Genomic DNA, 19,209 nt, shown 5'->3' with positions numbered 1-19,209 from the left:
AGTTGTACGATTATTTTACAATAGCCGTATTTCCAACTTAAAGGCGCTTTATCCTAGAGTGAATTTTTCATACAAGCGCGTAAATCAGCCTACCGCTGCTCATTTTCAACAAATGCAATAAACCGCTTGGCAGCCGGAGAAATATGACGATCCTCCCTCCACTTTAAGCCTATTTCCCAATACCAGCCATCATCCGTAATCGGAATCCAAACAAGTTCGTTTAACATTAATCCCATCGTCTTAGGCAAGACAGATACACCGAGATTTGACTTAACAAAGCCGGCTACTGTGATTAAGTCCTCGGCTTCATACGCCGAATCAAGTACAAAACCAGTATGTTGGAAACGCGACATTATCGTCGCTTTTAAGCCGCAATTGTTTTTCAAACCGATGAATGGCTCGCCCGAAAGCTCTGCCAAACTCAAAGCTGAACGATTCGCTAAATGATGCTGAGAGGCTACAACAATATACAATGGGACCTTCTGGATCATCATCCATTTATGATTGTCTAAAGTAGATTCCTTCGATGTAATCATAAGATCCGAATGTCCTTGTTCCAAATGCTCATCTATATCTCCAAGATTCCCTTGTGTCAATTCAAATCGAACCTTGGGATAGTCTAATTGATAGCTTCGGACTAAATGGGGGATTAAGTCAACACCAAGGATATTGAGATAGGATAAAGTAATAACGCCCGTCTCCGGGCTAGACCATTCTTCGATTTCTTTTACGCCGCTTTCAATGTTCTGCAAGGCTTTGCCGATCCATTTGGAGAACATGGCGCCATTGCGGTTCAGCTTCACGTTTCGCCCATTACGCTCAAACAAGGGAGCCCCGATTTCGTTCTCAAGCTTTGCAATCGCATGACTTAGCGCTGGCTGGGTAATACCGAGTGTCTTTGAAGCCATCGTCATGTGTTCTAAGCGTGCTACCGTCATAAAGTACTCTAATTGTGTAAGCTCCATTATGTGACCTTCTTTATATTAATATTATTCATCAATTTCATTATTATAATAGATTGGACGTTATGGAAGAGTCAAGTGTACTATTATTCATTATAAGGAGGAATAGATATGGATAGCACATTTGAGTACTCGGCAACAGAATTTAAAGGCAAGAAGGTGCTTGTAACTGGCGGTACAAAAGGAATGGGGCAAGCTGTTGTGAAGAGGCTAGCAAGCAGTGGAGCCACTGTCTTGACAACAGCCCGTTCCGTATCTGCTGACATGCCCGCTTCGGTCAAATTTGTTCAAGCCGATATTGCTTCGCCTGAAGGAGTAGAGCAAGTGATTGCAGCAGTGAAAGAACAGCTTGGTAGTATTGATATTATTGTCCATTGTGTAGGCGGATCCTCTACTCCACCAGGAGGCGCACTTGTCCTTAGCGATGACGATTGGCTGCAGGCATTAAATTGGAATCTTCTGGCCGCAGTAAGGCTTGATCGCGGTTTAATTCCACTCATGTTGGAAAACAAATCAGGCGTTATTCTGCATTTCACCTCCATCCAAAGAAAATTGCCTCTTTACGAGACTACATTAGCTTATGCAGCAGCTAAAGCTGCTCTCGCTAATTACAGCAAGGGGCTGTCTAATGAATTTTCTCCCCGTGGTATTCGTATTAATTCATTGTCTCCTGGTTTTATTCAGACTGAGGCAGCAGATGCGTTAATTGAGAGGATGGCAACTGCAACAGGAAGCAGAGAAAGTGCGCTCCAGCAGCTTATGGATTCGCTTGGAGGCATTCCAATTGGCCGCCCTGGGTTTCCTGAAGAAGTTGCTGAGCTGGTTGCATTTTTGGTTTCTGATCGTGCAGCATCCATTACAGGAAGCGAATATGTCATTGATGGCGGAACCATTCCTACCATTTAATTACTCAAATAAACTAAGGGGGAGATACTATGGAAATCCTTCAAATTCCAACTGTAATTCGTGAATATATGGATGCATCGAATAAGCCCGATCCAGAAGCTTTTATAAATTGTTTTTCAGAAGATGCCGTTGTTTTGGATGAAGGAAAAAAGCGGATTGGCAAAAAGGAGATTAAAAAATGGGCCGATCAATACCATTTTGGAGCAAATGTAACGTTAGAGCCTAGATCAATACAAGAGAATAAGGATGAGATTGTTGTAACATGCAAGTTGGAAGGAACTTACGACAAAACAGGGTTACCCGACCCATTATTGCTCGATTACCATTTCCGTATTGCAGATGTTAAAATTGCGAGTTTATCCATTTTTCTAAACGATCACAAAAAAGATTAGAGAAATCAATCGCACAAAGTTTAAAAGCAAAGAGACAGCCCCTGTGCTACCGGGAGCTGTCTCTTTGCTTTTATTACAAATGAAGCTTGAAAGCCGGCATTCGCTTATACTTTGAATCTGCTGATTTTATCCTGAAGCTCCTCAGCCATGCTGGACAATGATGCCGCCGAGGATGCAATTTCCTCCATCGAAGCAAGCTGCTCCTGTGTCGCTGCGGATACATTATGCGCGCCGCCCGAAGCTTCCTCCGCAATATGCGAAATTTGCTTCACGAAGCCGACAACCTCATCCGTGCTTGCCGCCATTTGCTCGGCACTAGCCGAAACCTCTTGGATTTCGCCAGCTACCTTGTTAACGGCATCCAAAATTTGTTCGAAGGCTTCTCCAGCATTCGTCACAACTGCGATACCTTGCGATACCTCTTGTTTGTTCATCGTTACAGCTTGGACTGCATTAATCGTGTCCTTCTGAATAACGCTGACCAATCCAGTAATTTGCATGGCCGAAGCGGACGATTGCTCGGCCAGCTTGCGGACCTCATCTGCTACGACCGCAAAACCGCGACCGTGATCGCCTGCCCTTGCCGCTTCAATCGCCGCATTCAGAGCAAGCAGATTAGTTTGCGTTGCAATGGCGGTAATCACATCGGTAATTTTGCCAATCTCATGCGAACGCTCGCCAAGTTCAGTGACCAAGTCAGCAAGCGAAGAAATCGAACGCTGAATGGAATCCATTTGTACGACGGCCTGCTGAATCGTCCGGTTGCCTTCTGATGATTGAGCCGCCGCATCGAGTGCCGATGTAGATACGCTTTGCGCACGCAGCGCGATCTGCTCGACACCTATCGACATTTCGTCGATTGCTTGAGAGGAGCGCTTCACCATATCAACCTGCTCGCTTGTTCCGACAGCCAGTTCCTCGACCGTCTCGGAAATTTGCTCCGAAGCCTTGCTGTTCTGCTCAGCGCTTGCCATCAGCTCCTCGGAGGAAGCGGCAACGAGCGAGGAGGTCATGGAGACCGAATTAATGACCTCACGCAAACTGTGGGTCATTGCATTAAAGGATTTAGCCAAATCGCCGATTTCATCGCGGTTTTTAATGACGATCGTCTCGCCGGTCAGGTCGCCTTGGGCAATTTGCTCCGCCGCTCTGCTTACTTTCTGTACAGACCTAGATACCATCTGCGAAATCAAGATAGCAATAGCAATCGCTAGCAGTACAGCGAAGATGACTACGGCTATAATGGTATTCGTGCTAGTCACAGCCAGATCAACTGACTCGTCTGCAGCGTTTTTCGATCCTTCTATTCCCAGATTGATCAATTTGGTAATATTGTCATTAGCCGTATACCAGAGCGGGTAAGCTGTCGTATGCAGCTCGCTCGCCCTTTCAAAGTTATTTTCCTTGCCATATGCGATAAACTCTGGCATTTTGGTCAAATAAAGATCCAAGCTTTTGCCGAATTCATCGAACAGCGCCTTCTCTTCTTCAGTTTGAACCATCGTTGCATATTGCTCGCGTTCGGTTTTAATCTTGTCGATAAGATCGTTCAAAGCACTGTTCAACTTGTTGACTTCATCTGTATCCGTCTCGACAATGATGTTCAGGGCAAGCCGCTCAATGTCAGACACTTCCCCGTTCATAATTCCAAGAAGGGATACGCTTGGCATCCACCTATCATTCATTTCCTTTGCTTTGTCGCCCATTCCGTTCATGGCAAACATCGCGATTAACCCTGTTGCAACAAGCAGTAACGCTACCGAAATAAAACCCGTTAGCAATTTAAAGCGAATGCTGAACCTCATAACTTCACTCCTCTGATGTGTGTCTTAAATATATCGACATTTTTATCATGGGAGTGAATATGCGTTCGACAATTTTCGGGATAATATTCCTTTCTTAGACAGGTCAGATACCATTGCCCAATAGTCACAAGGGCAAGCTGCTAGAACAGCATAAGATTCAGCTGTCTTACATCAGCCCTCAGCTCGGAAACGTTGTCCAAATAGGCTATAAGCACGCGTACAAGTGTCGGATTTCGCTGCTCTGCCCGAGCCTCCTGCCCAAGGAGCGAAACGACTTCCCGCAGTTCTGCGCGAACAGCCTCTGGCTTAGGCAGCTCGTCTATTTTCCCCGCCAGTGCTTGAAGAAACTGCACAGCCGTTTCCCGCCGTACCGGCTCATCGCTCGGGTTCAAATGGTTAAAATAGACGTTCGCGCCATCAATAATCGGCTTCGGCTGCTTGGCCGCCATATCGCGGACGACGGCGTCCATCCGGTCCACCAGAAAAGCGGCCAGCTCTGCCATCGGCACGGCTATGACCTTCTGAATGGCATAGGACAAATATTGCAGCAGCATGCCTCGAAAAATGGTAACGACATCCCATATGATAGCGTCGATTTGCTCGCCGTACGCTTCTGTCAGCAGCTCCCGATGCCACGATAGCATAGCCGCTTTTTTATTTTGCCATGCTGTCAAAAATTTATCATTCGCCGTTATCGGCAGCTCTTTAAAGTCGAGCATGAACAAATGGTTCTCCATCGTATAATACAGCTGGAATTCAATTTTCCGGCGAAACTTCTCCTTTGGCGCAAGCCCCTGCTGCGACTGCACACGGTCAAGCTCCGCTTCCTGCTCCAGCAAAGAACGGTAGCAAACGGTAAACACCTCGGTGAATAAATCTTCCTTGGAAGCAAAAAACTTATATATGCTCGCTTTCGCCATGCCGCAAGCTTCAGCAATATCCTGCATGGATGCAGCGCTGTAGCCCTTCTCCCGAAAAAGCGCCAAAGCAGCGTCTAAAATTTTTCCTTTTCGTAATTCCTCCATTTAGATGCCCTCCTCCCCCCTATCTTGACATGAGGAAAGGGCGAGGTCAACGTCTGGAGTTGACACCGAAACTATTTAGTTTTATATTGAACTCATAAGTTTTACTTTACTGGTAAAGGAGGTGCGCTGCCGCTTGTTTCTATTTAAATAGGAATAAAGCTGTGGCCTGCACATGCGCATAGCCGAAGGAATTGAAATGCTGGAATTGACTTTAAGCTTGGGAGACAATCATAGAGTATTTCATCCCACAGCGATATTAGGGCCGGACTTCTGGGTGCTGGTTGATACGGGCCTGCCAGGCTCTGCCGAAGCGATTCAGCGAATGGTCGTAGAAGCAGGATTTCCCGATGTACCGCCAAGCGCTATTATTCTTACCCATCAGGATCTGGATCATATCGGGGGCTTGCCAGGTTTTCTGTCCTCGAGTCGCAAGCTGCCCGTCGTTTACGCCCATCTTGGAGATCAGGCTGCGGTTGACGGGAAAGAGCCGCTGCTCAAAGCGTCTCCTGAAAGGCTGGCGCAGCTGCTTGAGACGATGCCTGAACAGCAGCGGACAGCGTTTGAGCACACTTTTATCCATCCAACCCGTCCGAACGTTAATTTGACGATTGCAGATGGCGATACGCTCGACTTCGGCGGCGGGCTTACCGTTATTCATACACCCGGCCATACGCCGGGACATCTCTCTCTGTATCATCAGCCGAGCAAGACGCTTCTCGCGGGGGATGCCATGGTGGTGATCGATGGCCAGCTATCCGGGCCAGTGCCTGCTGCCACCCCAAATATGGCGGAGGCTATCCGTTCCCTCAGCAAGCTTAAAGCGTTTGATATCGAGCAGGTGATTTGCTACCATGGCGGGCTGTTCCAAGGAGACGCAAACAAACGAATTGCTGAGCTGGCTGACCAGCTGTGATCCGTTTTGTAACGGCACTCGTGCTCGCTTTAGCCGGGGGCTATCTGTTCGCATCGCTTCATGTGCCGCTGCCTTGGCTGCTCGGTCCGATGGTATTCGCCTTTCTCGGTTCACGATTGCTGAGAAAGACATTCAAACCGCAATGGCCCAGCTCCATGCGCAATATAGCACTGCTTATTATTGGCTATTCAATCGGACTGTCCCTTACAGTCGACACGATGAAGGAAATGGGCCATCAGCTGCCGACTATGGTGCTTATGACGGTACTGCTGCTGCTATTTAGCGGGTTAATTGGCATCACGATTGCCAAGCTGTCTGGATTGCCGCTGCCGACCGTCCTAATGGGCTGCATTCCGGGCGGCTTGTCGCAAATGGTTATTTTAGCGGAGGATACGAAGAGCATTGATATTACGGTCGTCACCTTTTTGCAGGTATCGCGGCTGATGATGATTATTTTTTGTGTGCCGCTGCTCGTATTCAGCCCATTGTTCGGGGGCGTTCACGATGAGATCGTCGTTGCAGCAGCAGGCTCCGAGTGGACGCAGTGGGGCGCCTTATTCCCGGGCATTGTGCCGTTTGCCCTCGCTTGTGTGGCGGCGGCGCTGCTGGCAAAAAAGATCAAGATGCCTTCGTCCTATTTGCTCGGCCCGATGATCGCAACCGCACTGCTTCATAACTTTGGCTTAGACGCTCCTCTGCTGCCATCGACCTTGTTGAGTGCAGCACAGCTCATGATCGGCACCTATGTCGGACTGCTGCTGCGGCCGGAAAATTTGAAAAATAAAACACGCATCACCCTGCTCGCCATCCTAAGCGGAATCGTCCTCATTGCCGGAGCGTTCGGCATGAGCCTGCTGCTTGCCAAGCTGCATAATCTGTCGCCTGCCACTGCTTTTCTTAGCATGTCCCCTGGCGGCATGGACCAGATGGGCATTATCGCCAAGGAAATTCATGCGGATGTTGCCATCGTCAGCTGCTACCAGCTGTTTCGAACATGGTTCATCTACTTCGCCATCCCTCCCCTGCTGAGGCTTCTTTTCAAGCGTATCGGCAGTGGCAGCGGAACAGGATCGGCAGCCGGCTCAAATGGGCAGCAGCCGATGGAAAGTAAGTAAGCAAGGACAGCGGGCTTAAGCGAAGCCGCGCTGTCCTTTTTTATCCACCACTTATCGTCTTTCGTTAGCTTTCCCCTCCATTTTTGCAAGGAACGCCTCCTCAAGCTCATTCCAGTTTGGCGTCGCTATACGGGCTTGCTGCTTCCAAACGTCGAACGCTTTATGCAAATGGGCGATTTCCACGAATGAGCCATCTATCATTTTCGCAACGGGAAGACGATGATAAATGTTCAGAAAAAAGTAGACGAGCTGCCTTTTCCGGCGAAAATAATCAACCTGGCTTGCAGGTGTAATCGTATAGCCGATAGCCTCCATTACTTTAAAGCCTTCATCAACGGCTGCAATCATTTGCAGGAGCAGTTTTTTGTCCTTCGCTATCTGTTTAAATTGATTGTCTTGGACATAACTAACGGAGCTCAACACCAGAATAGGGACAATGTGGCTTTTAAGCCATGCATCTATATCCTCATGATAATCGATTTTATATTTGACATCAGCAAATGCTTTGTCGATTAAATCTTTAAAGGGAACAGGCCCGTTCAAGCTGCCAAGCACCATTTGACCGCCTCCACGCACGGAGATCATGCGCCCCTTTTCTCTGCGGCCGCCGCTTAGCTGGAAGCCGAAGGCAACCTTTTTGTCAGGCAAGCTATTCTCCAACAGCTCTTTCTCCGTCGTACTGGCCGTCGGATTATTGCCGACAAGCACGATATGGCTGCTTTTATTTTTCGCCAAAATCGGCAGCACCGCTGGGAAATCATTATATTTCATCACAACAAAAATCAGGTCATAGCTGTCATCCGCCGGGAGTGCTTGAATGACCTTCACTTTATCTACGGTCGTTTTACGCTGAAAATAATGGCGAATGACGAGCCCATCCTCGCTCAGCTCCTCCGCTCTGCTTCCTCTTGCAAGCACCGTGACGTCATTGCCTCCCTGCACTAACACATGGGCCAGATAGCTGCCTAAAACGCCCGCGCCATAAACTAATATTTTCATATTCCACCCCTTATCGATTTGAACATTTGTTGATTTATCGACATTCGTTCAATACAATGATAGTACCAACGACTTGGGATCGCTTCAATCGTTAAAAAAGTCCGATTCGTTGATTAATCAACAGATTTGGTGAAGTTGTTTATATCCACTTTTCAGGAGGATTCTATGGACAGACGGGTGCTCAAAACGCGGGATGCGATTATGAAAGCTTTTATTGCCCTTATGGCAGAGAAAAATTTCGAGCAAATTACGATTAATGAAATTGCAGACCGGGCTAATGTAAACCGGGGCACCGTATATTTGCATTATGTAGACAAATTCGATCTTCTCGATCAATGCATAGAGGTCCATTTAGTCCAATTGCAGCAAAAATGCTTGCCTAACGAGGAGGCAACCTCCTTTACGTCTAAAGAGCTGCTGCTTCGAACGCTTGTATTTTTAGAGGAGCATGCTTTCCTATATTCGACTCTGCTGACAAACAAGAGCATCCCCGCTTTTCGAAGCCGCATGATGGAGTTGATGTTTCAGCAGCTAGGTGAAAACATCGATAAGAGTGATATGAACAAAGACAGGAACCAAGAAGTACTGAAGCAGTTTTTAGTATCCGCTGCGGTCGGTGTTCTGGAGTGGTGGATTACCCGTTCCATGCCCTATCCAGCCAAAGAGATGGCCGAAGAGTTATGGGCGCTGCTTGAGCGCAATCAGATGGTGCCGCAGGATGTGGAATCGAAATAAGCCAGGGCAGTTCCTCCTTGTAGAGGTACTGCCTTATTTTCGTTGCTGATCTGCAACGGATTTATTAACGAGCAAACCGACGAATAGCTGCTTAAATTTTCAACAGACAAGCAAGTTAGCTGAAATTTGAACATACAAATGTTTTAATACTCCAGCCAAGAGAACCATTTGTTGGACAAAATTGAAAGCAAAGAGAAGTGTTAGGCTAGCTGGATGAAGGAGGCCGTGCATGAACAGCAATCCGCAAATTCGAAAATGGTACCCCTTTGTCGGGCCGCATGATCCGTGCGAGCCGATGATTGTGCGGACGTATGTCGTTCCGCCGAACCAGTACATTCCTTTTCAGCCGATGAACCTTCCGCAATTTTCGCTAGAAGAGGCGCTGCGGCTTGGAACGCTATGGCCTGCCTTATACAGCCCGTACGCATCCAAATGTGGAGGGGGGAGCTATTAGCCATGAGTGAGCAGCCAATGGTGTGCGATGAAGCCTATTATGCCAAGCTTTTGGAGCTGCAGCAGTTGGGTTTTGGCCTGCTTGAGCTGAACCTCTATCTCGACACCCATCCGCATGACCATCATGCCCTGCAGCAATTCAATTATTTGGCCCAGCAACGCATGCAATGCGCCCAGCAGTTCGAAATGAAGTATGGTCCGCTGATGAACTATGGACACAGCTTCTCGGGTTACCCTTTCCAATGGCCGAATACGCCTTGGCCGTGGCAGGTGTAGCAGGCCTGACAGACAGTCAACATGAAGTACAGCGGGCTGCCGCTGCTGATGACATCTGGGTAGCGGTCTAAAAAAGCGGCAGCTTAGCATGTTGGAGGTGACAACGGCATGTGGGTTTATGAGAAAAAGCTCCAGTACCCCGTTCGGGTTAGCAAATGCGATCCTCGAATGGCGCGTTATCTCGCCGAACAATACGGCGGCGCGGATGGTGAACTGGCGGCGGCACTTCGTTATCTGAATCAACGCTATACGATTCCGAGCAAGGTCATTGGCTTGCTAACGGATATTGGCACAGAGGAATTTGCGCATTTAGAAATGATTGCTACGATGATCTATAAACTAACCAAGGATGCGACTCCTCAGCAGCTTGAAGAGGCTGGGCTGGGGCCGCATTATGCGAGCCATGACAGCGCGCTATTTTACAACAATGCCTCGGGCGTTCCTTTCACCGCCGCCTACATACAGGCCAAGGGAGAGCCGTATGTACTCTTAGGATAAAATTCCTGATTGTTCATACGGCTCGCCTATTATTTTGAGAATTTGACGTATCGGAAAGGAATCTCATATAGTCGGAGCAATGGAACAGCCGTTTCAATTGGCGTCTCATATGATTTTTCTTCGTAGGCCTCTAATTGGGCTACTGTTATTTTTGCATAGGCTGCAGCTTCATTTTTTGTGCGCCCGCTTATTAATCTGGCATTTTTAAGAGTTATTTTCATAGTGTCCCCCCCACGGTGCTATAACCACGCTACCATAATCCGAGCAACTGAACCGGACACAACCCGGACAACGCTCCTGTTTAGCAAGAAAGCCGACACAAAGTACGCTTATTAGGCGTCTAAGTGTCGGCTTGATCCAGCTCTACGTATAACCACTATCGTTATACGCTCTCCTTGTAAGTCCTGACGGGATATTAAGCTATAACTTTCCTCATGTCTATCTCATCGTTCACGACGAGCTGCCGCAGGTTTTGGTTGAACTTGATCGTGACGATCTGCTTGCGACAATGCTCACCCTCCACAATGCTTGTCATCCCCTCTATTTCAAGTCCTGGATACATGTCCGCAAAAATCGGATCAAAGTCCGATTTCATTATGGCAGTCACGTCCTCCAAGAAAAAATTAAACTTATTTGCACGTCCCAGCAGGTCGAGAAGGTAGAGTTCGAAGCTCGTAAACTCGGCCTCGTATATTAGTGTTGCTGTGTTGGTGTGTAGGCTGAACACCGTCTTTAACGGCCCCTTACCTGACCATTCTTTTTTAAGCTGCTTAAACTTCATTATCATTATCGTCTCAAAATCCGCTACATGCATCCCCTGTGACCTCCGTGTTGTTTTGGTTTATATCTGCATTATTAGGGGATCGCTGGGATATGTAAAGGGAAATTCACGGCCGCGAATTTCCCTATTTTATCGACATATTACGACACACTTTTCATTCTGTACATGCTATGTAACATAAAAAAGACGCTCGTCCGATAGGGATAAGCGTCGAAATTTGTTATGTCATACTCCTAACATTGTCGAAACTCGGGGGAAGTAAAGCTAAAACAGCCTTAAATTTTTCCTCCGACATGATGCAGAATTTTGACCGTTGATTTGGATATTCAGTAAAATAAGCCTTTTTAAAGCCTGAATCCATAAAACGTATTGCGTCAATATTGACTGCATTGCTTCGATCAACTATTGCGAAGTTACAGCCCGTGTTATTTAATGCATGCGCCCAATACCGCAATGAACCTATCAAATAATAATTGCTATACTCGGTGTGGGCTATTACACGGTCAATTACTGCATCGAACTCCAAATAGATAACCCCGCAGCTCGGTATGTTCTTTAAGCCGCCATCCCCTGACACATCTATTGCAACTGTTATATCCATTCATATCATCCCCACGCAGTTTTAAAAGTCCTCTGGAATGTCTGGCTGGTGTACGAATACCCAACTGGCTGGTAATACAACAAGGATGGCTACAACGCCTAGAATCGTCGCAAACAGCTTATAAGATCGTTTTTTCATGCTTCTTCTCACCCCCTCCTATTGGTATAAGGGTCAGACATTGTGCGAAAACAGCAGCAGCCACCACGGGCGATGCGGCAAAAAGGCTCAGGCCGATGTACGCCAGCGTAGCAGGCTTTAAATAGCGGTGGAAGCGTTCAGGCATCAGCGTCTTACCTTTGATGTTAGCCGGAGCATACAGCGCTGCTAAAACAAGGCTTGCCCCCGACATGATGTAAATATAAATCGGCGGGCAATCGACGAACGACAGCAGCGTCCCGCCAACCACCGATACGACTATGCACACCTCTGTTGATTTTAGATGTATTCCCCCCGCAAGCTGGCGGAGCTGCGCGAACACCAGCATGGCTATGAATGCTTCTTGCGTCTTTCCTGTCGCAAGCGAGATTAAGTAAGTTAGTGTCAGAATCGGAATGACGTTCATTAGGAACGATAGCGCCAGGCGCATTTTGCCCTCAGAAACCGGATGATCGGGAACCTCCGCCTTTATTCTGGCAGCCATTCTAGATGCCAAAGTCTCTAGCAATCTCCTCACGTTCCTTCCTTTTTGCGTAATAAATAAATCCAATAACCGATAGAACAAAGAACACAAAAGCAAAGTCTAAATTTTTACTTTGTAAAATCACACTGGAAATTACCGAAAATGACGCGCTCAAGCTGAGAATGATCAAATCCTCAGTCCTAAATTGAAAACGAGTGAAGTCAAAGGAATATCCTCGACCAATTTTATACAATGCGTGCGCCAATACAACGCTTATTACACCTGACAGTAATTGCAGAATATAGCCCTTGGCTTCAACGGCCTGCACCTCTGCAATGGATAAGTACCCCACTGAAAGGTATGATATTGAAGCTTGCAAAGAACCATATACCGAATATCCTGTAATAGACGAAAACACGGCCCAAACAATAGGCACTTTAATTGTGAATTTCATAAATAGTATTGTGATAGCTAAGTTAATAATCGGAACTAAAAAAGCGTATTCTGTAAACTTCTCAATCAAGTAGCCCAAAAGAGTAATTAGCAGGACGATTTTTAATATTGGAGCAACATATTTTTGAGGGTTAAACCTGAAAATATAAAGAATCCAAACATAAACCGCAATGCCCTCAATTGCCGAAAAAAGCATCGACCACACAAATTCCATCATAAACACTGTCTCCCTTTACGGCCCTATAGCGTCTAAGTTGCATTAGCCGGATGTGCGCTGCCGCTATCTCTTTTTTATCCATCATTGCATTTCGGGGCTGCGTTAGCAATACGCTTTATGAATAAATAGTCCCATTAAAAAGCAAAAGCCCCGACATTATGCGTCAGGGCTTTTTTGGTATTCGATTAGCTGGGATATATCCTCAAGTTTCAACGCGACCATAATCTTTTCTAAATTATCCACTGGCCATCTTTTTGTTCTATTTTCCATCAAATCATCAATACTATTCCAGCGAATCCCTGTTGCCTCGCTCAACTCTCGCGCATTCCAACGTTTTTCAAACATGACTTCACGTAATTTCAATCTCAACATTTAATCGCCTCCCGTTTGAATATACAACATTTAGCGTTATAATTCAACACTTAAAGAAATATAATTCAACGTTTAGCGTTGACATATAACGTTTAGTGTTGTATAATAAGAATATAAGGAGGTGAACGAAATGAGCAAAAAGAAAAAGAAACAGCAGATTAATCGTAGTGAAGTTATCGCGCTAGTGACAGCAATCATTAGCATGATAAATACGATAATCATCCTCATCATCACACTGGCTGACTAGTCCAGTAGCCCGCTTCGGCGGGCTACCCCTTACGGGGAACGGTGAAATATAAGGGTGCTGTTTCTTTCTCATTACAATACAGTATATCATAAAGGAGATGGTTTTATGAAGACGTCCAAAATTATGAATGCTGCAACGGTTATCAGCCTAGTAGCGTTGGCAATCAGCTTGACGGTTCTCGTAATAGTCCTGGTTCGATGAACATAGCCGGTTACTCAACAGGGATGCCGATCCTTCGGCGTCCCTCCTGCGAAAATTAAATTGAATAGGCGGTGTGTCTGATAATGAAGGCTCAAACGATTGAGCAGTTTCATATTTTGGAATGGCTTAAAGCGAATTTTGCTACGGGGTCGATAGAAATAAAATTAATCGATAGGCACACCGTGAAGATTAGGGACGCTGACAATAAGATTGCTCGTGTGACTTGCGTTAGCAAAGACAACATCACGTTAGCTGACGATGAATCATTTTGAATACAGCCCAGCCCGCAGCCGATGTGGGCTTTTTCTTTTCCAGCTATCGCCAAATCACGACATTTGTAGTAGACTATTGTCGATTACATAAAAGGGGCGATTTGGAATGAAGAAACTTATCATATTATCAATTGCAGCAATGGTCGTGTTATCTGGATGTGGAGCTACTGTCGCAACAAAAGAGAGCGGAGCTACAACATCGAATAACGAGACGAAAAAAGAGGACGTAAAGGAAGAAACAAAGATTGAATCTGTCGAGGTTGATAAACTGACTTTCAGCGACCTTTCGATGAAGGACACAATGGGCAGCTGGCTCGGCGCTGTCGAGGTGCAAAACACCGATTCAAAAGATTATGAGGCTATACTTTTCACGGTCTCCTTTTACGATAAGGACAATAAGCGTTTAGGGACTGCTTCAGGCGCTATATCTGGGCTTGCTAAAGACGATACAAAGACTGCTGAAATGGTTTCTATCGACGATCTGACTGGTTACGAGAGCTTCAAGATTCAAGTTGATTCCAAACTTTAAAAACACAAAAAGCCCTGCCGGCCAATCAATGGTTAGCAGGGCTTTCGCGTTTGGTTGTATTTTAATCGGTTTTCTAGCAATTTGGTTGTAATGATAAATTACTGCTCTTTTTGCCCGCTGGCTTTTCGCAGCACATTCGCCATCCGGTTCGCTTCCTGCATGCGTACTGTATCGCCTTTCGATTTAGCTACTGCCCAATCCGCCTTAATCAGTTTGATAATTGCGTTTGCGTCTTCTACCTTCATCGTCAATTCCCCTTTCGCATTAGCTGCAGCGATCTGCGCTGCTGTTGGCCGCTGCCCAGCTCGATACTGCGCCGTTGACAAGCCGAACGTCATTTCAAAGTGTGGATAGTCCTTGAAGCTTGTCCAATCCCCGCCCCAAGCAAATCCTAGCGCTTTTGCCTCTTCCACCACCTCGGCCCAATCCGTCTTGCCGTCCTCGTCTCCGTCGCGCTTTGTATCCCACAATACCTGTTTGCCGTCATTCGATAGCAGTGCGAAGTCGATTGCCACACCGAAATTATGATAGCTGTAGCCGGCTCGAGCATTCGTGACGATGCTACCCGCCGTTGTTCGCCCCTGCGCATAAAGCTTTTCCTGCTCCGCTGCTGTCCTCAATCCTTGTGTAATGACAATAAGGACGCCACGATTATAGGCACGCTCAATTAAACGCTCCGCAGCCGCAGCAACGACAGGCAATAAGCCCGCCAGCCGCGCCGTTGATTTACTCTTTGTTTGTGCTAGTGTCAGCATTCGAAACGCCCCCTTCCCGTTGTGCAGCTCTATCCACTTTTGCTTTCAGCTCGCTCTCGATCATCTTGAGAACGGCCGCTGGAATCCACTTACCCCAGCCAGCTCGGTAAGCGTTGGCCGTAAGGGATTGCCAGCTGTGATAGATGAGTCCAATTGTAATTGCATAGAAAAATGGACCAGGCATATTAAGAGCCAAGTCAATTAAATTCGCCAGCGCAGGCAGCGCGAGCAGAAACAGCGTTCGTGGCGCGCCCCTCCGCAGGCCGTAATCGGATGAATAAGTCCCATCCTTGTGAGCTGCAGCAATCCCCGTTATCCAATCAAGCGAGATAGCCGCGATGAGCAGCACAATCGGAATGAGCCGATCCGTACCGTAAATCAATGCTACCCATGGCGCTAGAAAAGCGCCGACAGCGGTCGCAATCGCCTTATCTGGCGTCAATTCTACTGAAAAAATCTGTTTAAACATGCTTCAATCTCCCCTCGAATGTGTGGTCAGGAAAAGTTTCCTGAACCAAAATAAGCCCCGCTGCCGCGAAGCCCTAAATTTTTACTATTTGCAGCTCCGACCATTCAAGGCCGTATCCACTTCCGGCTGTGCCATTTCCACGCCCTAATGAAATCTTTAAGAAATTTTGCTTCCATGGGATCGTGAACGGAATCCTGTATTCAACACCTGCCGGAGTGGCAATAATTTCGCCGCGCGCTGTGCTGGATTGAATGTCCAAGAATGTGCCGATATCAGAAGCAAGCTGAATCTTGACCTTTTGATTCCCGGCTCCTGTTGACTTGACCTTGCCCCGAATCTCGAATGCTTCCCCTGCGAACTGGTACAGGTTGTTTATCTGTCCCATAAGGTTGTTTGTGCCAGCGTTGCTTTGTGAATTGTCCTGTGTGAAGCTCGGAGCGCTCCAAGTACCGTTAGGATTAAACGTCTTGTCTGACCAAACCGTTGTTTGCGACCAAAAGCCCGGAGTCGCTTGCGAGATACCCGAAAATACAGCTCCGTTTTCCTTCGCCAGATCAACCCGGCTGCTGCTATTAGGATCAGCATAAAGCAATCCTGCGAGCGTCAATGCTTCCAGCAGCTGAGCAGCGCGGTTAGTAACGACATAGTCCAAAATGATGATCAAGTCGGACACATTCATCCATGTGGCCGTCGAAGCGTTATTCCAATCAATCCATTGCGGATGAATGAGCAGTGCCAAACCCAGCTTGTTTTTAATGCACAGGTCAATTTGCTGCAGGATAAAATCGCGATGCTGGGCGCTTGTCTTGCCGCCTGAAATAGTGGTCACTGTTAGCCGTGTGGCCCCGTAATACGGCCGTGTAGGTAGCCTACGAAGCGAGCTGCCAATATAACCGGAGTAATGCGGGTACGTCTCGTATATGAGGCGTCCAGCTTCGCTATCAAAGTTGGCGACGTCTGCAACTTTATCGAGATTGTTATACAAACCCGATGGAGTCACGCCAGGCTGAATAAATCCTAGCACTTTAAGCCCGTGTGCCGTCTCAATCTGCGTTTTGGACTGCACAATCTCGCGCTCTGAGTCGGCAGAAGTATAAGGTGTCAGGTGCGTGTAACTGTGGCTCCACGTCTGCATGCCATACCACCACGTCCACTTTTGCAGGTCGCCTATCGTGGCTGCAGCAACCGTTTGGCTGCTCGTGATACCTGCATTGTTGCCATTGGCTGGATCGGCTATCATACCCAATGTAAACGGCATGTCACGGGTCCTGAACAATTCAAATAAATGGCTTTTCAAAAACACGGGGCTATCGTCCACTGTAATAGCGATAGCGCCCTTGCCTGCTGTCCCCAGCACCTCACCATAGGCTTGTCGAGCTAGCTCCCGTTGAAGCCCTCCATACCCGCCAGCGTTGCGTTTTAGCGCCTGCTGCGCCATTGCTATTGCCATAAGGTCCATTTATGTCACCATCCCTTTGACAATGGCTGTACCGCCAGTTACAGCCGTAAGGTCCATAATTACGCTTGTCAGGCCAGTAATATCAAAACGCCATAACTCGCCTTTGCCGCTGGTGCCGATCCCTATTGATAAGCCAGCATCCGACACTTTGACGCCAGGCAACGGCAGCCAATCTAAAGCGTGCGGCCCCTTGGCTTTAAATTCGACCGTCCGGCTGCTTGATGTCCCTGCTATCTCCACTAGCAGCCCTGTTTTGCCCGCCACCGTCAGCGGCGTACCGTTTCCTGTTGTCGATGCTCCGGCGTGAAACGGATGAAGCGTAGGCGTAACAGGCGCACCACCTCCGCCGCCAGCTGCTAAACTAGCGAGAATTTGAATGAGCAGGTCACCAATATTGGCCGTTTCGCCGTTCTCTTTTATGATTCGCCCCGATTGGGCGCTGTACTGCTCTATGTTGTTCATCCCGCATCACCTTCTTAGCTTATTTTGATACGTGTTGCAATTCGGGCGTATGCCGCCGTGGAAATAACATACATCAAATCCCCTGTAGGCTTGTCTAAAAATGGATTGAATGTCCCGTGGCCTGTGCCGTAATCCCTCAGCACCCCCATAGCGAGATTAAATTCATAAAAATTGTTTCCAGACTTAGCAAACAACGTTGTGTTTTGCACTAGTTGCCCACTACCCCAATACCACGGGGCAGCAATCGTTGTCGGATCGCCGGACAAGTCGTACATGTACCCGTTGTGGTATGTCAAATGTGGGTAATCAACTATTTGTATCATGCCGTTGCTGCTAAGGTTGAAGGAAGGAAGCGTCCCCGACAATGAAGCGTAACTGCCCCCACTGGCCGGAACACGCGCCAAAGCCCCCGCTACATTCGCCACGTAAACCATACCTGTCGGGCTAACTAAAATTCCATAGATTGTGCTGCTTCCTGAAAATACTACAGCGGTGCTCCATACTATGCTTCCGTCACTTATATTGAGTTTAAATAAACCGCCATCGTATCCCACATAAATGAAATTACCTTTCACGGTAACGGATGAGGCTCCACCTAGCGCGCTGTGTCTGACGTTGAAAACTTGCGTTAGCGTATTCCCTGCCAGCGATACCCTGAGAATATCTGTGTTATTAGAGTTTTGACACCACAGATAAACGGAATTTGATGGATAGTCATAGATTGCGCCCGTTCTGCTGCCGGATAATTGATAAGTTTTAAGGGCATTTCCAGCCTTATCAATTTGCTTGATTATGGCTTGTCCAGAACCAGGCTTATATACGACAAGCGTGTTACCCATTGTCATAAGCGGAACGGTCTGCGATTCCTGAAACGGGTAAAACTCCCCCCACGGCCCTTGAACGTTTGTTGGGTACACATCTTCTCCCGGCTTAAACCCAAGAACGATAGAACTGATTTTATTTGCTAAAACTGTGAAAGTATCCGATGCACTCGCGGCAACACCCTTGCCAGTAATCGCGGCCGCGATAGCCGTCCTACCGTTACTGGCTAACAGAAAAAGCTCGTTTATTGCAGCGACAAGGCTCCCCTTCGCAGTAGTGCTAAGAGTCGCGCGGTCGCCTACTTCCAGCCGAACATGTCCTGTAGTGGCTATTTGTGTGTTGTTAGTCCCTGCCGCCGCTGTCGGTGCTGTTGGTGTGCCTGTTAAAGCAGGTGATGCCAACGGTGCTTTTTCATTATTTAATTGTTCTAAAGTTTTTACCGGCGACATATCCCACTGAGCTTTACCTGTTATGCGCTTCACCATATTCCCCAGCATTGATAGGTTATTGGTCAATGTTGCCGCTAGAGCCGCTGCTGCAACATTGTCGTTAATCGTCCGGTTGCCAATTTGAAGGTCGGTAATGGAATTATTAGGAATGGTGACATCTACATTTTCAAGAGCCTGATGCAGCTCGGCAATTGCTCCGGCCGCAGTCTTCGCGGATGTCGGAACGGTGGACATGTCCCCGACGTCGGTTTTCAATGCCGCTTTATCACGCAATTCCTTAACGACTTTGGAAAGCCGTGTGAATAGCCAGTTAAACCAATCCGCAGGCGGCTTTTCCGCAGCTTGGAAACCCGCGGTCTTTTTACTTTCCGGTGGCTCTACGCCTGCAGCCTTCCAATCTGGCAATTTTTCTTCGTACACAA

General features: G+C 47.4%; 24 protein-coding genes and 1 pseudogene. 9 read left to right on the top strand and 16 right to left on the bottom strand.

The window, feature by feature from the left end; all coding sequences use genetic code 11:
* Positions 1 to 89 precede the first annotated feature (89 nt).
* Entirely contained in the window at positions 90 to 965 is an 876-nt protein-coding gene (locus AC6B99_RS17185; RefSeq protein ID WP_056032133.1) for a LysR family transcriptional regulator, read from the bottom strand.
* A 108-nt stretch (positions 966 to 1,073) separates the two neighbouring features.
* On the opposite strand from AC6B99_RS17185, the gene AC6B99_RS17180 reads away from it, so the two are divergent.
* On the top strand, positions 1,074 to 1,868 hold the full coding sequence (locus AC6B99_RS17180; RefSeq protein ID WP_056032136.1) for an SDR family oxidoreductase: 795 nt from the start codon (positions 1,074 to 1,076) through the stop codon (positions 1,866 to 1,868).
* A 29-nt stretch (positions 1,869 to 1,897) separates the two neighbouring features.
* Positions 1,898 to 2,260: an SgcJ/EcaC family oxidoreductase gene (locus AC6B99_RS17175; protein ID WP_494863695.1), complete on the top strand. Its 363-nt coding sequence runs from the start codon at positions 1,898 to 1,900 to the stop codon at positions 2,258 to 2,260.
* A 104-nt stretch (positions 2,261 to 2,364) separates the two neighbouring features.
* Here AC6B99_RS17175 and AC6B99_RS17170 read toward each other — a convergent pair whose 3' ends face one another.
* Together AC6B99_RS17170 and AC6B99_RS17165 are read right to left on the bottom strand one after the other, a co-directional pair.
* Positions 2,365 to 4,065: a methyl-accepting chemotaxis protein gene (locus tag AC6B99_RS17170; protein ID WP_056032141.1), complete on the bottom strand. Its 1,701-nt coding sequence runs from the start codon at positions 4,063 to 4,065 to the stop codon at positions 2,365 to 2,367.
* A 140-nt stretch (positions 4,066 to 4,205) separates the two neighbouring features.
* Positions 4,206 to 5,090 carry a TetR family transcriptional regulator gene (locus tag AC6B99_RS17165; RefSeq protein WP_494882626.1) on the bottom strand — a complete coding sequence of 295 codons (885 nt, stop codon included), beginning with the start codon at positions 5,088 to 5,090 and terminating at the stop codon, positions 4,206 to 4,208.
* A 196-nt stretch (positions 5,091 to 5,286) separates the two neighbouring features.
* Here AC6B99_RS17165 and AC6B99_RS17160 point away from each other — a divergent pair, with 196 nt between their 5' ends.
* Positions 5,287 to 6,003: an MBL fold metallo-hydrolase gene (locus AC6B99_RS17160; protein WP_235533079.1), complete on the top strand. Its 717-nt coding sequence runs from the start codon at positions 5,287 to 5,289 to the stop codon at positions 6,001 to 6,003.
* On the top strand, positions 6,000 to 7,118 hold the full coding sequence (locus tag AC6B99_RS17155; protein ID WP_496663857.1) for an AbrB family transcriptional regulator: 1,119 nt from the start codon (positions 6,000 to 6,002) through the stop codon (positions 7,116 to 7,118). The genes AC6B99_RS17160 and AC6B99_RS17155 overlap by 4 nt, the downstream gene beginning before the upstream one ends.
* 51 nt (positions 7,119 to 7,169) lie before the next feature.
* Here the strand turns inward: AC6B99_RS17155 and AC6B99_RS17150 are convergent, their stop codons facing one another.
* Positions 7,170 to 8,117 (bottom strand): ketopantoate reductase family protein, encoded by a 948-nt coding sequence (locus AC6B99_RS17150; protein ID WP_056032149.1) that lies wholly within the window; start codon positions 8,115 to 8,117, stop codon positions 7,170 to 7,172.
* A 165-nt stretch (positions 8,118 to 8,282) separates the two neighbouring features.
* Between AC6B99_RS17150 and AC6B99_RS17145 the strand changes: the two genes are divergently transcribed.
* The 4 genes and pseudogenes from AC6B99_RS17145 to AC6B99_RS17130 form a co-directional block, all read left to right on the top strand.
* Entirely contained in the window at positions 8,283 to 8,852 is a 570-nt protein-coding gene (locus AC6B99_RS17145; RefSeq protein WP_056032152.1) for a TetR/AcrR family transcriptional regulator, read from the top strand.
* A 229-nt stretch (positions 8,853 to 9,081) separates the two neighbouring features.
* The gene (locus tag AC6B99_RS17140; RefSeq protein ID WP_056032155.1) at positions 9,082 to 9,306 is read left to right on the top strand and encodes a spore coat associated protein CotJA; all 225 of its coding nucleotides are present in this window, start codon (positions 9,082 to 9,084) and stop codon (positions 9,304 to 9,306) included.
* Positions 9,307 to 9,308: 2 nt separating this feature from the next.
* Positions 9,309 to 9,581, top strand: a complete 273-nt coding sequence (locus AC6B99_RS17135; protein WP_056032158.1) for a spore coat protein CotJB — start codon at positions 9,309 to 9,311, stop codon at positions 9,579 to 9,581.
* A 108-nt stretch (positions 9,582 to 9,689) separates the two neighbouring features.
* Positions 9,690 to 10,061: pseudogene (locus tag AC6B99_RS17130) on the top strand (manganese catalase family protein); the annotation flags it as partial.
* 47 nt (positions 10,062 to 10,108) lie between these two features.
* Here AC6B99_RS17130 and AC6B99_RS17125 read toward each other — a convergent pair.
* The 7 genes from AC6B99_RS17125 to AC6B99_RS17095 form a co-directional block, all read right to left on the bottom strand.
* Entirely contained in the window at positions 10,109 to 10,300 is a 192-nt protein-coding gene (locus AC6B99_RS17125) for a helix-turn-helix domain-containing protein (protein WP_496663856.1), read from the bottom strand.
* A gap of 194 nt (positions 10,301 to 10,494) precedes the next feature.
* Positions 10,495 to 10,893, bottom strand: a complete 399-nt coding sequence (locus tag AC6B99_RS17120) for a hypothetical protein (RefSeq protein WP_496663855.1) — start codon at positions 10,891 to 10,893, stop codon at positions 10,495 to 10,497.
* 187 nt (positions 10,894 to 11,080) lie between these two features.
* On the bottom strand, positions 11,081 to 11,461 hold the full coding sequence (locus AC6B99_RS17115; protein ID WP_496663854.1) for a LytTR family DNA-binding domain-containing protein: 381 nt from the start codon (positions 11,459 to 11,461) through the stop codon (positions 11,081 to 11,083).
* Positions 11,462 to 11,482: 21 nt separating this feature from the next.
* The gene (locus AC6B99_RS17110; protein ID WP_496663853.1) at positions 11,483 to 11,599 is read right to left on the bottom strand and encodes a cyclic lactone autoinducer peptide; all 117 of its coding nucleotides are present in this window, start codon (positions 11,597 to 11,599) and stop codon (positions 11,483 to 11,485) included.
* Positions 11,580 to 12,113 carry an accessory gene regulator B family protein gene (locus tag AC6B99_RS17105; RefSeq protein ID WP_496663852.1) on the bottom strand — a complete coding sequence of 178 codons (534 nt, stop codon included), beginning with the start codon at positions 12,111 to 12,113 and terminating at the stop codon, positions 11,580 to 11,582. The genes AC6B99_RS17110 and AC6B99_RS17105 overlap by 20 nt, the downstream gene beginning before the upstream one ends.
* A complete protein-coding gene (locus AC6B99_RS17100) occupies positions 12,103 to 12,750 on the bottom strand; it encodes a hypothetical protein (protein ID WP_496663851.1) in 648 nt (215 codons plus the stop codon). Before AC6B99_RS17100 ends, AC6B99_RS17105 begins: the two co-directional genes overlap by 11 nt.
* A gap of 156 nt (positions 12,751 to 12,906) precedes the next feature.
* Positions 12,907 to 13,122 carry a helix-turn-helix domain-containing protein gene (locus AC6B99_RS17095; RefSeq protein WP_496663850.1) on the bottom strand — a complete coding sequence of 72 codons (216 nt, stop codon included), beginning with the start codon at positions 13,120 to 13,122 and terminating at the stop codon, positions 12,907 to 12,909.
* A gap of 826 nt (positions 13,123 to 13,948) precedes the next feature.
* Here AC6B99_RS17095 and AC6B99_RS17090 point away from each other — a divergent pair.
* A complete protein-coding gene (locus AC6B99_RS17090) occupies positions 13,949 to 14,371 on the top strand; it encodes an FxLYD domain-containing protein (protein WP_496663849.1) in 423 nt (140 codons plus the stop codon).
* A 98-nt stretch (positions 14,372 to 14,469) separates the two neighbouring features.
* On the opposite strand, the gene AC6B99_RS17085 is transcribed toward AC6B99_RS17090, so the two are convergent.
* From AC6B99_RS17085 to AC6B99_RS17065, 5 genes are all read right to left on the bottom strand, one after another.
* Positions 14,470 to 15,126 carry a M15 family metallopeptidase gene (locus AC6B99_RS17085; RefSeq protein ID WP_496663848.1) on the bottom strand — a complete coding sequence of 219 codons (657 nt, stop codon included), beginning with the start codon at positions 15,124 to 15,126 and terminating at the stop codon, positions 14,470 to 14,472.
* Complete coding sequence (locus AC6B99_RS17080) at positions 15,098 to 15,595, bottom strand: phage holin family protein (protein WP_496663847.1); 498 nt, start codon at positions 15,593 to 15,595, stop codon at positions 15,098 to 15,100. Before AC6B99_RS17080 ends, AC6B99_RS17085 begins: the two co-directional genes overlap by 29 nt.
* 73 nt (positions 15,596 to 15,668) lie before the next feature.
* Positions 15,669 to 17,054, bottom strand: coding sequence for a polysaccharide deacetylase family protein (locus tag AC6B99_RS17075; protein ID WP_496663846.1), 1,386 nt, complete (start codon positions 17,052 to 17,054; stop codon positions 15,669 to 15,671).
* On the bottom strand, positions 17,055 to 17,516 hold the full coding sequence (locus AC6B99_RS17070; RefSeq protein ID WP_496663845.1) for a hypothetical protein: 462 nt from the start codon (positions 17,514 to 17,516) through the stop codon (positions 17,055 to 17,057).
* Positions 17,517 to 17,530: 14 nt separating this feature from the next.
* A complete protein-coding gene (locus tag AC6B99_RS17065; RefSeq protein ID WP_496663844.1) occupies positions 17,531 to 19,207 on the bottom strand; it encodes a PQQ-binding-like beta-propeller repeat protein in 1,677 nt (558 codons plus the stop codon).
* Positions 19,208 to 19,209: the final 2 nt, after the last annotated feature.

The organism is Paenibacillus liaoningensis, from assembly GCF_059609455.1.
The sequence above is the reverse complement of the archived record's forward strand: the minus strand, read 5'-3'. Positions and strand labels throughout refer to the sequence as shown.

Coding starts and splice junctions, on each gene's coding strand:
- AC6B99_RS17140 (WP_056032155.1), top strand. CDS start 9,082: ATGAACAGCAATCCGCAAATTCGAAAATGGTACCCCTTTGTCGGGCCG.
- AC6B99_RS17085 (WP_496663848.1), bottom strand. CDS start 15,126: ATGCTGACACTAGCACAAACAAAGAGTAAATCAACGGCGCGGCTGGCG.
- AC6B99_RS17120 (WP_496663855.1), bottom strand. CDS start 10,893: ATGCATGTAGCGGATTTTGAGACGATAATGATAATGAAGTTTAAGCAG.
- AC6B99_RS17125 (WP_496663856.1), bottom strand. CDS start 10,300: ATGAAAATAACTCTTAAAAATGCCAGATTAATAAGCGGGCGCACAAAA.
- AC6B99_RS17075 (WP_496663846.1), bottom strand. CDS start 17,054: ATGGACCTTATGGCAATAGCAATGGCGCAGCAGGCGCTAAAACGCAAC.
- AC6B99_RS17090 (WP_496663849.1), top strand. CDS start 13,949: ATGAAGAAACTTATCATATTATCAATTGCAGCAATGGTCGTGTTATCT.
- AC6B99_RS17185 (WP_056032133.1), bottom strand. CDS start 965: ATGGAGCTTACACAATTAGAGTACTTTATGACGGTAGCACGCTTAGAA.
- AC6B99_RS17180 (WP_056032136.1), top strand. CDS start 1,074: ATGGATAGCACATTTGAGTACTCGGCAACAGAATTTAAAGGCAAGAAG.
- AC6B99_RS17145 (WP_056032152.1), top strand. CDS start 8,283: ATGGACAGACGGGTGCTCAAAACGCGGGATGCGATTATGAAAGCTTTT.
- AC6B99_RS17100 (WP_496663851.1), bottom strand. CDS start 12,750: ATGATGGAATTTGTGTGGTCGATGCTTTTTTCGGCAATTGAGGGCATT.
- AC6B99_RS17110 (WP_496663853.1), bottom strand. CDS start 11,599: ATGAAAAAACGATCTTATAAGCTGTTTGCGACGATTCTAGGCGTTGTA.
- AC6B99_RS17135 (WP_056032158.1), top strand. CDS start 9,309: ATGAGTGAGCAGCCAATGGTGTGCGATGAAGCCTATTATGCCAAGCTT.
- AC6B99_RS17070 (WP_496663845.1), bottom strand. CDS start 17,516: ATGAACAACATAGAGCAGTACAGCGCCCAATCGGGGCGAATCATAAAA.
- AC6B99_RS17175 (WP_494863695.1), top strand. CDS start 1,898: ATGGAAATCCTTCAAATTCCAACTGTAATTCGTGAATATATGGATGCA.
- AC6B99_RS17160 (WP_235533079.1), top strand. CDS start 5,287: ATGCTGGAATTGACTTTAAGCTTGGGAGACAATCATAGAGTATTTCAT.
- AC6B99_RS17170 (WP_056032141.1), bottom strand. CDS start 4,065: ATGAGGTTCAGCATTCGCTTTAAATTGCTAACGGGTTTTATTTCGGTA.
- AC6B99_RS17150 (WP_056032149.1), bottom strand. CDS start 8,117: ATGAAAATATTAGTTTATGGCGCGGGCGTTTTAGGCAGCTATCTGGCC.
- AC6B99_RS17165 (WP_494882626.1), bottom strand. CDS start 5,090: ATGGAGGAATTACGAAAAGGAAAAATTTTAGACGCTGCTTTGGCGCTT.
- AC6B99_RS17115 (WP_496663854.1), bottom strand. CDS start 11,461: ATGGATATAACAGTTGCAATAGATGTGTCAGGGGATGGCGGCTTAAAG.
- AC6B99_RS17095 (WP_496663850.1), bottom strand. CDS start 13,122: ATGTTGAGATTGAAATTACGTGAAGTCATGTTTGAAAAACGTTGGAAT.
- AC6B99_RS17080 (WP_496663847.1), bottom strand. CDS start 15,595: ATGTTTAAACAGATTTTTTCAGTAGAATTGACGCCAGATAAGGCGATT.